Genomic DNA, 15,300 nt, shown 5'->3' on the forward strand with positions numbered 1-15,300 from the left:
GCGGGCTCAGCGCAGCGGACCCTCGGGGATCTCGGCGTGCTGCAGGATCCAGGCGTGCATCGCGATCGCGGCCGCGGCGGCGACGTTGATCGAGCGGGTCGAGCCGAACTGGGTGATGCCCACGACGAGGTCGGCGGCGGCGAGGATCTCGGGGCTCACGCCCGGTCCCTCCTGGCCGACCACGAGCACGGCGTTCCGCGGCAGTCGAGTGCGCTCGAGCGGCAGCGCGCCGGGCACGAGGTCGATCGCGACCAGCGGCCGCCCCTCCGCGCGCGCCCAGGCGATCAGTCCGTCGGCGTCGGCGTGGTGGATCTCGTGCTGGTAGCGGTCGGTGACCATGGCGCCGCGCCGGTTCCAGCGGCGTCGGCCGACGATGTGGAAGGCGCCGACGGCGAAGGCGTTGGCGGTGCGCACCACGGAGCCGATGTTCGCGTCGTGTTCGAGGTTCTCGATCGCGACGTGGAGGTCGTGGCGGTGGGTGTCGAGCTCGGCGATGATCGCGTCGCGCCGCCAGTAGCGGAAGCGGTCCTCGACGTTGCGGCGATCGCCGTTCTCGAGCAGCTCGGGGTCCAGCCACGGGTCCTCGGGCCAGGGCTCGGGATGGGGTCCGACGCCGACCTCGCGGGGCTCCTCCGTCGCGGGGGACGCCTGCGTCATCGCCCCTCGGCCTTCTCCTTCTCGAGCTCGGCGAGCTCCTCCGCGTCCGGATCGGGCAGACCCAGCGCGCGGCGCTTCCGCTCGCGCAGCAGGAGCCTGATCCCGAACCAGGCCGCGACCAGCAGGATGATCACGTAGACGACGTTCGAGAAGACATCGGTGTAGGGCTCGATCACGGTCCAGTTCGAGCCCATGAAATACCCGATGGTCATGAAGATCGTGTTCCAGATCCCGCTGCCCAGCGCGGTCAGCAGCGTGAACATGCCCAGCGGCATCGCGTACAGGCCCGCGGGGATTGAGATCAGGGAGCGGATGCCGGGCACGAAGCGGCCGAAGAAGATGGCCTTGTAGCCGTGGCGGTCCATGAAGGCGACGGTCTTGTCGTAGTCCTCGACGTGCACGAGCGGGAGGCGGATGAAGATCACCCGCAGCCGCTCGGGGCCCAGCAGGCGCCCGATCCCGTAGAGCAGCCAGGCTCCGGTGACGGAGCCGGCGATCGAGGCCAGCAGCATCAGCCAGTACGACTGGCTCGGCCCGGCGGAGGCCACGCCCGCGAGCGGCAGGATCACCTCGGAGGGGATCGGCGGGAAGACGTTCTCGAGGAAGATCAGCAGGAACACGCCGATCGGTCCGAGGGCGTCCATGGTCGAGATCGCCCAGTCGACGATGTTCACGGTGTTCTCCCGGGGGTCGGTCGGCGGGGTCGGGGCGCCGGGGACCGGCCCCTCCATCCTAGGGATCCGCGCCCCGGCGATTCCTCACCGCGGGGGAAGCTCCCCAGCATGTTCACGGATCGTCCCCGCGACCGCCTCACAGCACCCCCGGATCACCTGGATCTTTCCGCCCTGGCGCAGGAGTTCCTGGGCTTACCCTGTGCGCATGAGCTTCAATCCCAACGCCGAGATCCGATCGGACAACGTGGCGCGCTCCGGCGGGGGCGGCACCGGCGGCGGCTTCCGGCCCGGCGGCGGCGGGCTGAAGATCGGCGGCGCCGGCGGCTGCGTGATCCTCGTGGTGCTGCTCGTGCTGATGATGACCGGGATCCTCTCCCCCGGCCAGGTGATGGACCTCGTCGCGGGCGGCGGCACCTCCCAGGGGCAGAGCGGCCAGGGCGGGGTGCTCGAGCAGTGCACCAGCGGGGCCGATGCGAATGCCGACGACGAGTGCCTCGTCCAGGCCACGATCGAGTCCGGCGACTCGCTGTGGGCGCAGCTCGCGCCCGAGGCGGGCTGGGAGTTCGTCGAGCCGCAGGGCATCGTCTTCTCGCAGTCGGTGCAGACCGGATGCGGCGCGGCGACGGCCGACGTCGGCCCGTTCTACTGCCCCGCCGACTCCACGATCTATGTGGACGTCGACTTCTTCGACTCCCTCACGTCCCGCTTCGGAGCCGACGGCGGACAGCTCGCGAAGATGTACGTGGTCGCGCACGAGTACGGGCACCACGTCCAGTTCCTCTCCGGGGCGATGCAGGCCGCGGACCGCAGCGGCACCGGCCCGCAGTCCGACGCCGTGCGGCTCGAGCTGCAGGCCGACTGCTACGCGGGGGTGTGGGCCCACCACGCCTCGGCCACGACCGACGACCAGGGACAGCCGATGCTCGCCCCGCTCACCGACGAGGACATCGCCTCGGCGCTGTCCGCCGCGAGCGCCGTGGGTGACGACCACATCCAGGGCGACGTCGCCGGCGGCCAGGTCAACCCCGAGTCCTGGACCCACGGCTCCTCCGAGCAGCGCCAGCGCTGGTTCACCGTCGGCTACTCCGAGGGCACCGTCCAGGCCTGCGACACCTTCGCGGTCGACGAGGTCTGATCGCGACGACGCGACCTGCTCGCCGCTCTGCCCCGCCCGCGCGGGAGGCTCAGATCTCGAGCTCGGAGATGTCGTACGCGGCGAGGTAGCGGTATCCGGCCTCCTCGACGGCCTCGCGGGAGGCATCGGCGCGGTGCACGATCACGGCGACCGCCGCGATCTCCGCCCCCGCCTCCGTGAGCGCCTCGCACGCGGTCAGCACGCTGCCGCCGGTGGTGGAGGTGTCCTCGACGGCGACCACGCGTCGGCCCGAGACCTCGGGGCCCTCGATGCGGCGCTGCAGGCCGTGGGACTTCTGCGCCTTGCGCACCACGAAGGCGTCGAGCGCGGGCGAGTCCGTGTCGGCGGCGGAGGCGTGCAGGATCGAGGTCGCGACCGGGTCCGCGCCGAGGGTCAGCCCGCCGACGGCCTCGACCCCGGGCACCAGGCCCTCGCGCCGCAGCAGGTCCAGTATGACCCGGCCGACGAGCGGCGAGGCCTCGTGGTGGAGGGTGATGCGCCGCAGGTCGACGTAGTGGTCCGCCTCGACGCCCGAGGAGAGCGTGACCTTCCCGCGCACGACGGCGAGGTCGCGGATCAGCTCGCGCAGGCGCTCGCGGTCAGCGACGAGAGCGGGATCGATGGTCGGACGGGCGGAGGCGCTGGTCTCGGACATGCGGTCAGCGTAATGGACCGGCCCCTCCCGACCCGGACGCATCCGGGGCACCCGGGCAGGATCAGTCCTCGTCGCGCTGCCAGTGCGCATGGAGGTTCCGGCGGGAGGCCCGCTTGCGGGAGCGGTCCACGGCCCGCGCCGTGATCCGGGCGTACCAGGACGGGGAGGACAGCGCTCGCATCACCGAACGGGGAGCGACCCGGGAGACCTCGCCGGCGGTGCGATAGCCGACCGACGGGATGGACAGCACCACGCCCTTCGCGGCGTCCTTGAGGGCGTGCTCGACGACGAACGGGGCCCGCAGCCAGGTGACGCGGGGTAGTCCGTCCCGGCGGCGGGAGGCGCCCTCGTGCAGCTCGGTCTGCACGAAACCGGGCAGGAGCGCGGTCGCGGTCACGCCCGTGCCCTTGAGCTCCATGGCGAGGGACTCGGTGAACACCGTGACCCAGCCCTTCGAGGCCGCGTAGGGTCCGGCGGCGGTGTAGCCGGCGAGCGAGCTGACGTTGATGATCGCGCCCTTGCGCCGCTGGACCATGCTTCGGGCGGCGGCATGGGAGAGCACCAGCACCGCGCGCATGAGGGTGTCCATCTGCCGCTCGTGGTCCTCGACGCCGATCTCGAGGAAGCCGCCCCTCAGTCCGTACCCGGCGTTGTTGACGAGCAGGTCGATGCGCTCCACGGGATCGGTGAGCCGGATCGCGACGCGGTCGAGCTCCTCGCGGTCGGCGAGGTCCGCCGCGATCACCTCGACCTGCACGGGATGCACGTCCCGGATCTGCTCGGCGATCGTGCGCAGCCTGCTGTCGTCCCGGGCGACCAGCACGAGGTGGTGCCCGGTGCCCGCGAGCTGCCAGGCGAACTCGAGGCCGAGGCCCGAGGTGGATCCGGTGACGAGAGCGCGCGCCATGAGGGAGAGTCTACGAGCGCTCGACTCCTCCCGCTGGCGACTGCGCTCCCCCGTAGGATCGACATCATGCGCATCGCGACCTGGAACATCAACTCCCTGCGGGCCCGGATGGACCGCGTCCTCGCCTTCCTGGACCGCCACCAGGTGGACGTCCTGGCCCTCCAGGAGATCAAGGCAAAGCCCGCCCAGCTCGACCTCGCCGCGCTCGAGGCGGCCGGCTACGAGGTCGCCGCCCACGGCCTGAACCAATGGAACGGCGTCGCGCTGATCTCGCGCGTCGGCCTGCGGGACGTGCAGACCGAGCTGCCGGCCGTGCCCACCTGGCCCGAGGACGGAACCGGTGTCGTGGAGGCGCGGGCGCTCGGCGGCACCGTCGGCGCACAGGGCGCCGACCTGCGGATCTGGTCGTTGTACGTCCCCAACGGTCGCGAGCTGGACCACCCCCATTACGGCTACAAGCTGCGCTGGCTGGAGGCGCTGCGCGCGGAGGGCGCCCGCGAGCTCGCGGCGGACTCCGCGGCGCGGGCCGTGCTGGTCGGTGACTTCAACGTCGCCCCGCAGGACGACGACGTGTGGGACATGGGCTTCTTCGAGGGCAAGACCCATGTCACCGAACCGGAGCGGGCCGCCTTCCGCGCCGTCGTGGACGAGGGCTTCGCCGATGTGGTCCGGCCCGAGCACCCCGGCCCCGGCGTCTACACCTACTGGGACTACCAGGCGCTGCGCTTCCCGAAGAAGGAGGGCATGCGCATCGACTTCGTGCTCGGCTCCCCCGCCGTGCAGCAGGCCGTGACGGGCACCTTCATCGACCGCGAGGAGCGCAAGGGCAAGGGCGCCTCGGACCACGCGCCGGTCGTGGTGGACCTGGAGATCTGAGAAGAGCCGGGGGAGGCGGGGGGCGCATCCGCTCCCTGCACGGGCCCGGACATCACGGGCCCGGACATGGCGGAGCGGCGTCACCATCATCGTGGCGCCGCTCCTGACGAGCCGTCTGCATCGGGATCAGGCGTTCACGGGGTGTGGCTGCGGTGGCGCTGTCGACGCCTCACAGCCGGTCCATTGCGGGGACCAGTCGAACGTGGGTTCCGATGCCGGTATTCGTCGTTGTGCAGATCACAGTACACCCGGGTTCCGGGGTGTGCAACGGGGGTGAGCATCTGACCGTTCCTCCCCAGGTGCGGGTTATCCACCGCGGGGCCGATGGGGGCGCGCAGGTCGCCTCCGTGTCGCCACGATGGCGGCATGACCAGAACTTCTCTCGCCGACGTTACGGATCTGCGCCCTGTGCCGACCGAGCTCGATCCCCTCGGGGACGGCGGCTCGCGACGTCGGCGCTCCCGATTCCCGGAGCTCCCGCTGCCGCGGGTCGCCGGCCCGCCGCCGCGAGGCTCCGCGGTGCTCTGGAGGGGCCGCTCGGAGAGCCTCCGCGAACAGCTGGCGGACCATGCCGCCGCCGTGGGTCTGGCGCTCGTCGACGCCGACGCCGCGAGCGGGGGCGCCGCCGGTGTGGGCGCCGCCTGCGCGGTGGTCACGGAGGCCGGCGTCGCCCTCGGATCCCCGCTCGCGCGGGATGCCCCACCCCTGCTCGTCCTCACCGAGGACGAGGAGATCGCGCCGGAGGTCTGGAGGGTCGCCCTCGCGGAACAGGCGCGGGCCGTGCTGCGGCTCCCGCGGGACTCGGAGTCGCTGCTCGCCCATCTCGCCGAGCTCTCCCGGCCCCGCGGCTCCGCCCTCCTCCTCGGGGTCGCCGGGGGCTGCGGCGGCGCGGGGGCCTCGAGCCTCGCCGCGCGACTGGCCGCCGCGGCACGTGCCGACGGCCCGGTGGTGCTGATCGATGCGGACCCTCTCGGCGGCGGTCTGGACCTGCTCGTCGAGGCTCCCCAGATCCGCGGCATCACCTGGCAGGAGGCGGCGCGGCTGGGACCGGATGACGGCGAGGCCCTGCGCACGGGTCTGCCGCTCGTGGACGACGTCCATCTGCTCGTGGCCGGGGAGGACGGGGGTCTCGGCGCGGAGGCCCTGCGCCGGGCGCTCTCCTCCCTCGCCCCGCTCGCGGGGACCGTCGTCGTGGACCTCGCGCCGTCGCTGGTCCGGCCCGCCCTGGATCTCCTGGACCACCTCGTGCTCGTCGTGCCGGGGCGGGAGGGCGCGGTCCGGGCTGCGGAACGGCGGCTGCGGGTCTGGGCCCCGGCCCCGGGACGGGCCGGCGCGGTCGTGCGTCGGGAGCGTGGTCCGAGCGCCCGCGAGGTCGCCGCGGACCTCGGCCTGCCACTCCTCGGCGCCTTCCGGGACGGGGCGCGGGGTGATGTGCCGCTCCTCGATGTGCGACGGGGCGGCGCCGACCGTACCGCCCGCGAGCTGGTGTCGCGGCTGCGCGAGGAGGCACGGCGATGAGCACCGCGGCGACCCCGCTCCCCGCCGCGGGCACCGGTGCGGATCCCGCCGGTCTCGCGGAGCTGCTGCATCGGGTCCGCGCGGATCTCGTGCGCCGGCCGGGCCCCGTGGACGTCGCCCGGATCGCGGCCATGCTCCGGGAGCAGGGCCACGTGCTGGGCGCGGCCGCGACCCTCGAGCTGACCGCTCGGGTGCGGGACCACGTCGACGGGCTCGGGCCGCTCCAGGCGCTGATCGCCCCGGGCGTCACCGACCTGCTGGTCAATGACGACGGATCGGTCTGGGCCGACGACGGCACGGGCCTGCACCGCAGCGGGGTCCGTCTGTCGCCCGAGGACGCGCGCGACCTCGCCGTGCGCCTGGCGACCAGCGGCGGGCGACGTCTCGACGACGCCATGCCCTGGGCGGACGCCCACCTCCCGAGCGGCATCCGCTTCCATGCCGTGCTGCCTCCGCTCTCCCCGGGCGGGGCGATCCTGTCCCTGCGACTGCCGGCGAGGGAGCATCTGGACCTCGCGGCGCTGCAGGCCCGCGGCGCCTTCGGCCCCGAGACGGCGGAGGTGCTGCGCGCGATCGTGGCCGCCCGGGTCCCCTTCCTGGTCACCGGCGGGACGGGCACCGGGAAGTCGACCCTGCTGGCGGCGATGCTCGCCTCGGTCCCGGAGACCGAACGGATCGTCGTCGTCGAGGATGTCCTCGAGCTCGCGGTGGACCATCCGCACGTCGTGCACCTGCAGTCCCGGCACGCCAACTCCGAGGGTGCCGGTGCCGTGGACCTCACCGCGCTCGTGCGGCAGAGCCTGCGCATGCGCCCTGACCGGCTGGTGCTCGGCGAGTGCCGCGGCGCCGAGATCCGCGAGCTGCTGCAGGCGCTCAACACGGGGCATGAAGGCGGCTGCGGCACGGTCCACGCGAACACCGCCGCGGACGTCCCCGCCCGGCTCGAGGCCCTCGGCGCCCTCGGCGGGCTCGACCGCGGAGCCCTCGCGGCCCAGGTCGCGAGCGCCCTGGAGGTCGTCATCCAGCTCGGACGGCACCACGGCCGCCGCGTGCTCGAGGAGATCGCGGTCCTGGACCGCGGCGAGGACGGCCTGCTCCGCGCGAGCACCGCGCTGCGCCCCGTCGACGGACGCCTCCTCGAAGGCCCGGCCGCCGGGCACCTCGCCGAACGGCTGCGCCCCGCCGCCGAGGCCCCGCGGCGCGAATGCCCCGCGGAGCCTCCGGCCGCGCGCTCCGAGCGGTCCCTGACGCTCTCGACCCCGGGGCGGCGAGCGGCATGAACCTCGACACCCTCCTCCCGCTGGGGCTGCCCCGAGTCGATGCGCCGAGCACAGCGCTGCTGCTCCTGCCCCTCGTCCTCGGACTCGTCGTCCTCTGGGCGCCGGCCCCTGCACGGGACAGGACCGGAGAGCCCGGACCGCGGACCCGGATCCGCCGTTCCGCCTCCGGCCCCCTCGAGACGGCGCGGATGATCGAACAGCTGGCGACCGTGATCGCCTCCGGGGCAGGGCTCCGCCAGGCCTGGGCCGCACTCGCCCGCACCCTCCCGGCGGGCGACCTCGCCGAGGTCGCGCGGGCCGGGGCGGCGGGGGCGGATCCCCGGCGGGCCGCCACCGGGGCGCTGGCCCGGAGCGCGCGGATCGGCAGCCTCGGCGCCGCGCTCGCGGTGTGCGAGCTGACCGGTGCCCCGACCGCCGGGATGCTGCAGGGCCTCGCCGAGGCGCAGCGCGACCTCCACGACGCGGCCCTCGCCCGCCGCTCCGCGTTCGCCGGGCCCCGCTCGACCGCCCGGATCCTGCTGGTGCTGCCTCTGGCCGGACTCGGCCTGGGCATGCTGCTCGGCGGGGACCCGCTGAGGCTGCTGCTCGACTCCGCCGCCGGGAACCTCCTCGGCGCGACCGGACTCGCCCTCACGGGCCTCGGCTGGTGGTGGATGCGCCGCCTGCTGGACCGCGCCGATCCGCCGACGGACGACGAGGTCGATCCCTCGGTGGCGCTCGAGCTGATCGCCGGGGTGCTCGAGGCGGGCTCTCCCCTCGCCCACGCCGTCACCGCCGTGGCGGGCTCGCTGCCCGACGGCCCGGACGCCCGCGGTCTCGCCCGCCTCGGCACGGCCCTGCGCGGCGGCGTCCCGGCCGCCCTCGCCGTCGCCGACCTCCCCGAACGGTTCGCGACGCTGGGCCGCTCCGCGGTGCTCGCCGAGACCTCCGGGGCGGACCTCGCCCGAGTGCTGCGCTCGGCCGCACTCGACGCCCGCCGCGGGAAGGCACGGGACGCCGAGGTGCGTGCCGCCCAGCTCGCGGTGCGCCTGGTGCTGCCCACCGGCATAGCGCTCCTCCCCGCCTTCGTCGCGCTCGGCATCATCCCCACCGTCATCTCCCTGCTGGGCGGCACCCTCCAGCTCGGGGCGGCCGGGGCGACGCCATGAGCGCGCCCTCCCTCCGCGTCCTCCCCACCGGTCCTCCGGACCCTCCTGGACTCGCCGGGGACTCCCGGCGGGGGCGGCTCGCACCGCCCCATCCGGTCGACTCCCGTCGACCGGTCCCGGACGGCCTCGCCCGTCCACGACCCGAAGGAGCACGACATGTCCCTCACCCTCACAAGGATGCGCCGGGGCCTCTCCCGCGCGCTGCGCGACGAGACCGGCGCCTCGACCGCCGAGTACGCCATCACAGTGCTCGCGGCCTGCGGTTTCGCCGCGGTGCTGGTCGCCCTGCTGGCCTCCGGAGAGGTCCGCGAGATCCTCTTCGGCATCATCACCTCGGCCCTGTCCAAGGGGTCGTGATGCCTCGGCGTCCCCGGTCGTCCCCGCTGCGGGACGACCGGGGCTCCGCCACCGCCGAGACCGCGATCGTGCTCCCGGTGGTGGTGATGATGGTGCTCGTGCTGCTGCTCGTCGGCCTCGGCCTCGGCGCCCAGGTGCGACTCGAGAGCGCGGCCCGGGGTGCCGCCCGCGAGCTCGCCCGCGGCGAGGACCCCGCCGCCGCGATCGCGACCGCCGAGCGCATCGGCGGGCCCGGCGCGGTCGTGTCGATCAGCGGCGAGGGCGCCTGGGTGCGGGTCGAGGTGCGCCGCACCCTGCGCGCCGGCTCCGGTCCACTCGCGGGCGCCGCCTGGGAGATCAGCGCCGACGCCGAGGCCCGCCGCGAGCCGCACCTGATCGAGGGGGCCGGACCATGAGCACCGGGGCCGCCGGGGTGCTGGCCTGGACCGGGGCGAGCACACTGCTGATCGCGGGGCTGTCGCTGCTGGGCGGCGGGACCCTCGCCCAGGCCCGTGCTGCGACCGCTGCGGACCTCGCCGCCCTCGCCGGGGCCGACGCCCTCGCCGTCGCCCACGGCGACCCCTGCGGCGTCGCCGCCGAGGTCGCCTCCCGCAACGACGCCCGCCTCACCGCCTGCGAGCTGCGCGAGTGGGATGTGCTGGTGACTGTCGAGGTCACCGCCGCACCGCTGCCCGAGCGGACCGCGCGGGCCCGGGCCGGTCCCGACCCCCGCGATCAGCAGACGGTGACCCGTCCGTGACGGCGGGCCGCCCGGCGCCCCGGACGGTCCGCGACGCCTCAGGGATGCAGCAGCCCGAGCAGCACCTCAGCCTGCGCCTTCGAGAGCGGCTCGTTGCCATTGCCGCACTTGGGCGAGACCACGCAGGCCGGGCAGCCCGACTCGCAGCCGCACTCGCCGATCATGTCCGCGGTCGCCCGCACCCAGGCAGCGGCGTCGTCGGCCCCGCGTTCGGCGAAGCCCGCGCCGCCGGGCGCGCCGTCGTACACGAAGATCGTCGGCTCGCCGGTGTCCTCGTGCTGCGCCGTGGAGACCCCGCCGATGTCCCAACGGTCGCACGTGGCCAGCAGCGGCAGCATCGAGATCGCCGCATGCTCGGCGGCGTGCAGCGCCCCGGGCAGCTCCTCGCCGGGGATGTCGGCGGCGTCCGTCGTGGTCCGCGGCACCACCCACCACACCGCCTTCGTGGTGAGCGTGCGCGGCGGCAGGTCCAGCGGGTGCTGGCCGAGCACGACCTGCGTGTACACGTCCCGCACCTGGTACCCCGTGACCTGGTCGGTCACGTCCACGGTACCGAAGCAGAGCTGCACCCCGCCCGCCCACGGCACCTCCCGGTCGATCTGCCGGATACGTATGGACGAGGTCGACTGCGGATGCGTCGAGTGCAGCGGATCCTCCCGGTGCACGAAGGCGACGGCCCGCTCGACGTCGAGGTGATTCACCACGAAGCTGGTGCCCTGATGGAGGTAGACCGCGTCGTCATGGACCTGGCTGTGGGCGCTCGCCGCGTCGACCGTGCCCAGCAGCGCACCGCTCGCCTCCTCCACGATCCGCACCGGCTCCCCGCCGCTTCCCCGCAGGTCGGTCAGGTCGTGCGCCGACTCCGTCATCGTCCAGTACCAGCCGTGCGGACGGCGCCGCAGCACCCCGCGGCCGGCGAGGGTGTCCAGCAGCTCCCGCGCCGTCGGCCCGAAGATGTCCTCCTCGCCGTCGCGGATCGCCAGCTCGCTGGCCGCCGCGCACAGGTGCGGGGTCATGACATAGGGGTTCGCGGGGTCGAAGACCGCTGCCTCCACGGGGGCCTGGAACACCGTCTCGGGATGGTGGACGACATAGGTGTCCAGCGGGTCCTCCCGCGCGACGAACAGGGCGAGGGCGCCCCCGTCCCCGTCCTGCCGTCGACCCGCGCGACCGAACTGCTGCCACAGGGAGGCCCGGGTCCCCGGCCATCCCGCGACCACCACCGCATCGAGGCCCGCGATGTCGATCCCCAGCTCGAGGGCATTGGTCGAGGCGAGAGCCCGCAGCTCGCCCGAGCGCAGGGAGTCCTCGAGGGCGCGGCGCTCGCGCGCCAGGTACCCGCCGCGATAGGCCGCGATGCGGCGGGCACGGTCGGCGAGCGCCGGCGCGAGCGTGTGCTCCGCTTTCTGGTCCAGCAGCCGACGCGAGCCCGAGGCGACGAGCTCCGCCCCGCGCCGCGAGCGGGCGAAGACGAGCGTCTGCACATCCCGCTCGACCAGATCCGCGAGCAGGGCGGCCGCCTCGCTCGTCGCCGAGCGGCGCAGGGGCGCCTCGAGTCCGCCGTCGCGGCCGTCGGCGTGCTCCCCCGACTGCTCGAGCTCGGCGTCGAGCAGCTCCGCGCCGTCCGCCGCGGCCCGAGTCCCCACTGCACCGTCCGTCGCAGTACCGTCCGCCGTCGCGCCGGGGCCGCGTCCGTCCACCCGGGCGCGGGTCCCGGGCTCCCACAGCCCGATCGTGAGTCCCGCGCGCGGGGACCCGTCCTCGGTGACCGCCTGCACCTCCCGGCCGATCAGGCGCGAGGCAGACAGCTCGGGGTTCGCGGTCGTCGCGGAGGCGAGCACGAACGTGGGCTCGGCGCGGTAGTGCTCCGCGATCCGCCGCAGCCGCCGCATCACCATCGCCACGTGGCTGCCGAACACGCCCCGATAGGTGTGGCACTCGTCGATCACCACGTAGCGCAGGGCCCGGAAGAAGCTCGCCCACTGCTCGTGCCCCGGGAGGATCCCGAAGTGCAGCATGTCGGGATTGGTGAGCACGACGGTGGCGTGGCGCCGCACCCAGCGCCGCTGCTCCGTCGGCGTGTCCCCGTCGTACACCGCGACGCGCGCATCGCGCAGCCCTGCCCCGTCGGCGAGCGCGGTGATGTTCGTCAGCTGGTCGGCGGCGAGGGCCTTGGTGGGCGAGAGGTACAGGGCGGTCGCGCGCCGCGCCGTCACGTCCAGCTCGCGCGCCCCCACCGCCGTGAGCACCGGCAGCAGGTAGGCGAGGGACTTGCCCGAGGCGGTCGCCGTCGCGAGCACCACGTCCTGTCCCCTGTGCGCCAGCTCCGCGGCCTCCTCCTGGTGGATCCAGGGCGCCGTGATCCCTCGCTCGGCGAGGTGCGCGAGCAGGCGCGGATCGGTCCAGCTCGGGAAGGCGCCGCGTCGGCCCTCCCGCTCGGGACGGACCTCCACGTGCGTGAGGCAGCTGCGGCGGGTCAGGGGTCCCGTGAGATCGGTGAGGAGGTCGGCCGCTCTGCCTGCCCTCATCGACTCCTCATTCCCTGCGCGCGGTCCCCACATCGTCACCGCGAGCTCCCCTCACGGCTGGGGCACAATCGTATCCATGCCCACCGACGTCCCCCAGGTCCAGCCCGCGCTGATCAGCGCCCTGCGCGCGGACCTCCGCGCCGCCGACTACACCGTGACCCGGACCGAGGAGCTGCTCGGCGAGGTCGCCGTGGCGGCGCTGCGCCGCGAGAACCCGCTGCCCGCGCGTCGGGCGCTGGCCGGCTCGTCGGACCCGGCGGCGCTGCTGTTCTCCCTGCTGACCCTGGGCGGTACGGCGTCCCGCGCGGAGGTCGACGCGGCCCTCCCCTCGCTCGGCGCTTCCGGCGCGGAGGAGCTCGGGATCCTGGGGGTCGCCGACCTCGACCCGGGCCGCCCCGGATCCGCGCTTCCGCCGCTGCGCGCCCTCATCGACCTCGCCCCCTACGCCGCCCAGGACGACCTCGGCGAGATCTCCTGGTGGATCGCCTCGGACCCGTCCGAGCTCGCGACCGGGCGCCCCCTTCGCCCCGAGCACGTCCTCGGGGTGGGCGGCGCCTCGCTCACCCTCGCCCGGATCACCCCGCGCGAGCGCGTCTCCCGGGTCCTGGACCTCGGTTGCGGCGGCGGCATCCAAGCGCTCCACGCCTCCCGGCACGCCGAGCACGTGGTCGCTACCGATCTGTCCGACCGCGCGCTCGCCATGGCGGCCTTCAACGCCGCCCTCAACCAGATCGAGCTCGACCTGCGCCACGGCTCGCTGCTCGAACCCGTCGCCGGCGAGCGCTTCGACCTCATCGTCTCCAATCCCCCCTTCGTGATCACGCCCCGGCAGGAGCCGGTGCCGGAGGACCGCACCGCCGGCAGCACGGGCGGGTGGACATACCGCGACGGCGGCCGCGCGGGCGACACCCTGCTCGCCGAGCTGCTCGCCGCGCTGCCCGCGCATCTCTCCCCCGGCGGCCGTGCCGTGCTGCTCGGCAACTGGGAGATCCCCGCCGGTGCCGACTGGGACACCCATCCCCGCTCCTGGCTCGAGCCCGCCCGGACCGACGGGGTGGACGCCTGGGTGATCCAGCGCGAGCAGGAGGATCCGGCGCAGTACGCGGAGACCTGGGCACGCGACGGCGGGATCACCGACCGGGACCCGGCCTGGTCCGCGCTCGTCGGCGACTGGCTCGGGGACTTCGCCTCCCGCGACACCGCTGCGATCGGCTTCGGTTACCTCCTGCTGCGCCGCCCCGGGGATCCGGGGACCGCCGCGGGCATCGGGTCCACCCACGCCGCGGGCACCGGGTCCGCCCCGGCCGCGGGCCCCACCTCCGACGAGCCCCGGCGCCCGGGCGTCCTGCGCACCGAGCACCAGGTGGGCAGCGGCAGCGGCACCCTCGGCGAGCACCTCGCCGCGGGCCTGCGGATGCTCAGCGAGCTCGAGGACCTCGACGACGACGCCCTCCTGGCGAGCCGTCCCGTCCGGGCCGCCGACGTGGTCGAGCGGCGCCACCTCACGCCCGGCGCGTGGGATCCGCTGCTGATCGAGCTGGTGCAGGGTGCGGGCCTCGGGCGCGTGGTCCCGGCCGACCAGATCCTCGCCGGGACCGTCGGGGCCCTCGACGGCACGCTCACTCTCGGTCAGGTCCTCGGGGCGGTGTGCGCCCTGACCGACTCCGACGCCGACGCCGAGAGCTCCCGGATCCTCCCTCTCGTCCGCGACCTCCTGATCTCCCGGATGGTGACCCTGTGACCACGAGCCCCACCTCCCCGACGAGCCCCGTCGACGCCGGCTCCGCCGAGCAGGCCCCGCCGCGCCTCGCCCCGCCCGTGCGGGCCGTGCTCTCGCTGCTCATGGCGCTCGCCTCCGCGGCGGCGGTCTGGGTGCTGGCCCGGGCCGCCGTCGGCACCGCGAGCGGGCAGCGGATGGATCAGCTGATCCTCTCCGGGGCGCAGGCCCACGAGGGTCGCCTCGCCGAGTATGCGCAGATCGCGATCCTCTCCGTGAGCGCCCCGGCCGTCATCGCCCTGCTCGCGATCGCGGCCGTGCTGGTGCTGCTGCGCCGACGCGGCGACCTGCTGCTGCCGATCGGCCTCGTCGTGCTCGGCGCGAACGTCACCACCCAGGTGCTGAAGCACCTGGTGATCACGCGCGAGGCCCTCGGCCCCGGCATCGAGATCACCCCGAACTCCTTCCCCTCGGGGCACACCACTCTCGCTGCGACCGCCCTCGTGGCCGTGGTCCTCGCGAGCGGCGGGGCCCGGGTGGTCCTCGCACCGCTCGGCGCCGCCTGGACCGCCGCCGCGGGGATCGGCACCCTCGTCGAGGGGTGGCACCGTCCCTCCGACGTCGTCGGGGCGATCGTGGTCGTGGCCGCCTGGACCTTCCTCGCGCTGGCCGTGGACGGGCTGCTCGCCCGTCGGCGCCTCGCCCGCCGGCCCGCCGCCCCCGGGCGCGGGCGACGCCGCGCCGCGACCTCCTCCGCTCTGCAGCGCACCCGGGCCATCGACATGCTGATCGGCGTGCTGCTCGGCGGCCTCGGCCTCGCCGGGCTCGCCCACGGCGCCCTGGACCTCGGCTCCCTCGGTCTGCCGCTCGACCTCCAGGACGCCGCCCAGCAGTCCACCGCCTTCACCGCGACGGCCCTGCTGATCGCCGGTGGCACGGCGATCTGGATGGCGCTCGTGCTGCTGCTGCGCACGCCGATCTCACACCGGGCCTGAGCGGGCGACCGTGTACCGTGAACTCTCGGTGAGCGCCCCCAGCGCCCCGAATACTCTCTGACCTGGGCACCCTGCCCGGGATCATGCGCCGCGACATCGCGGCGGGGAAGGACT

The 15,300-nt window shown here is 74.6% G+C and carries 15 protein-coding genes; 10 read left to right on the forward strand and 5 right to left on the reverse strand.

Translation table 11 applies throughout. The annotated features are described in order from the left end of the window. Positions 1 to 6: 6 nt before the first annotated feature. Together ACZCAH_RS11035 and ACZCAH_RS11040 are read right to left on the reverse strand one after the other, a co-directional pair. Complete coding sequence (locus ACZCAH_RS11035) at positions 7 to 657, reverse strand: TrmH family RNA methyltransferase (protein WP_464341124.1); 651 nt, start codon at positions 655 to 657, stop codon at positions 7 to 9. Continuing rightward, entirely contained in the window at positions 654 to 1,331 is a 678-nt protein-coding gene (locus tag ACZCAH_RS11040) for a DedA family protein (protein ID WP_464341125.1), read from the reverse strand. Before ACZCAH_RS11040 ends, ACZCAH_RS11035 begins: the two co-directional genes overlap by 4 nt. A gap of 205 nt (positions 1,332 to 1,536) precedes the next feature. Here ACZCAH_RS11040 and ypfJ point away from each other — a divergent pair, with 205 nt between their 5' ends. After that, a complete protein-coding gene (ypfJ, locus tag ACZCAH_RS11045; protein WP_464341126.1) occupies positions 1,537 to 2,466 on the forward strand; it encodes a KPN_02809 family neutral zinc metallopeptidase in 930 nt (309 codons plus the stop codon). Positions 2,467 to 2,515: 49 nt separating this feature from the next. Here the strand turns inward: ypfJ and ACZCAH_RS11050 are convergent, their stop codons facing one another. Continuing rightward, a complete protein-coding gene (locus ACZCAH_RS11050) occupies positions 2,516 to 3,121 on the reverse strand; it encodes an orotate phosphoribosyltransferase (protein WP_464341127.1) in 606 nt (201 codons plus the stop codon). 61 nt (positions 3,122 to 3,182) lie between these two features. Continuing rightward, positions 3,183 to 4,028 carry an SDR family NAD(P)-dependent oxidoreductase gene (locus ACZCAH_RS11055; protein ID WP_464341128.1) on the reverse strand — a complete coding sequence of 282 codons (846 nt, stop codon included), beginning with the start codon at positions 4,026 to 4,028 and terminating at the stop codon, positions 3,183 to 3,185. A gap of 66 nt (positions 4,029 to 4,094) precedes the next feature. Between ACZCAH_RS11055 and ACZCAH_RS11060 the strand changes: the two genes are divergently transcribed. The 7 genes from ACZCAH_RS11060 (at position 4,095) to ACZCAH_RS11090 (ending at position 9,946) form a co-directional block, all read left to right on the forward strand. Beyond that, positions 4,095 to 4,904: an exodeoxyribonuclease III gene (locus tag ACZCAH_RS11060; protein WP_464341129.1), complete on the forward strand. Its 810-nt coding sequence runs from the start codon at positions 4,095 to 4,097 to the stop codon at positions 4,902 to 4,904. A gap of 366 nt (positions 4,905 to 5,270) precedes the next feature. Beyond that, positions 5,271 to 6,422 carry a CpaE-like family protein gene (locus tag ACZCAH_RS11065; protein ID WP_464341130.1) on the forward strand — a complete coding sequence of 384 codons (1,152 nt, stop codon included), beginning with the start codon at positions 5,271 to 5,273 and terminating at the stop codon, positions 6,420 to 6,422. Further along, on the forward strand, positions 6,419 to 7,702 hold the full coding sequence (locus tag ACZCAH_RS11070) for a TadA family conjugal transfer-associated ATPase (RefSeq protein WP_464341131.1): 1,284 nt from the start codon (positions 6,419 to 6,421) through the stop codon (positions 7,700 to 7,702). Before ACZCAH_RS11065 ends, ACZCAH_RS11070 begins: the two co-directional genes overlap by 4 nt. Next, positions 7,699 to 8,850, forward strand: a complete 1,152-nt coding sequence (locus ACZCAH_RS11075) for a type II secretion system F family protein (RefSeq protein WP_464341132.1) — start codon at positions 7,699 to 7,701, stop codon at positions 8,848 to 8,850. The genes ACZCAH_RS11070 and ACZCAH_RS11075 overlap by 4 nt, the downstream gene beginning before the upstream one ends. 156 nt (positions 8,851 to 9,006) lie before the next feature. After that, positions 9,007 to 9,207, forward strand: a complete 201-nt coding sequence (locus ACZCAH_RS11080; RefSeq protein WP_329746436.1) for a DUF4244 domain-containing protein — start codon at positions 9,007 to 9,009, stop codon at positions 9,205 to 9,207. Further along, entirely contained in the window at positions 9,207 to 9,602 is a 396-nt protein-coding gene (locus ACZCAH_RS11085) for a TadE family type IV pilus minor pilin (RefSeq protein ID WP_464341133.1), read from the forward strand. The genes ACZCAH_RS11080 and ACZCAH_RS11085 overlap by 1 nt, the downstream gene beginning before the upstream one ends. Then, the gene (locus ACZCAH_RS11090; protein WP_329748840.1) at positions 9,599 to 9,946 is read left to right on the forward strand and encodes an Rv3654c family TadE-like protein; all 348 of its coding nucleotides are present in this window, start codon (positions 9,599 to 9,601) and stop codon (positions 9,944 to 9,946) included. Before ACZCAH_RS11085 ends, ACZCAH_RS11090 begins: the two co-directional genes overlap by 4 nt. Before the next feature lie 38 nt (positions 9,947 to 9,984). On the opposite strand, the gene ACZCAH_RS11095 is transcribed toward ACZCAH_RS11090, so the two are convergent. Next, positions 9,985 to 12,474, reverse strand: a complete 2,490-nt coding sequence (locus tag ACZCAH_RS11095) for a DEAD/DEAH box helicase (RefSeq protein WP_464341134.1) — start codon at positions 12,472 to 12,474, stop codon at positions 9,985 to 9,987. A 76-nt stretch (positions 12,475 to 12,550) separates the two neighbouring features. On the opposite strand from ACZCAH_RS11095, the gene ACZCAH_RS11100 reads away from it, so the two are divergent. Together ACZCAH_RS11100 and ACZCAH_RS11105 are read left to right on the forward strand one after the other, a co-directional pair. Next, positions 12,551 to 14,215, forward strand: a complete 1,665-nt coding sequence (locus tag ACZCAH_RS11100; RefSeq protein ID WP_464341135.1) for a DUF7059 domain-containing protein — start codon at positions 12,551 to 12,553, stop codon at positions 14,213 to 14,215. Further along, positions 14,212 to 15,186, forward strand: a complete 975-nt coding sequence (locus ACZCAH_RS11105; protein WP_464341136.1) for a phosphatase PAP2 family protein — start codon at positions 14,212 to 14,214, stop codon at positions 15,184 to 15,186. The genes ACZCAH_RS11100 and ACZCAH_RS11105 overlap by 4 nt, the downstream gene beginning before the upstream one ends. Positions 15,187 to 15,300 lie beyond the last annotated feature (114 nt).

The organism is Brachybacterium sp. B718/18 (assembly GCF_055454375.1).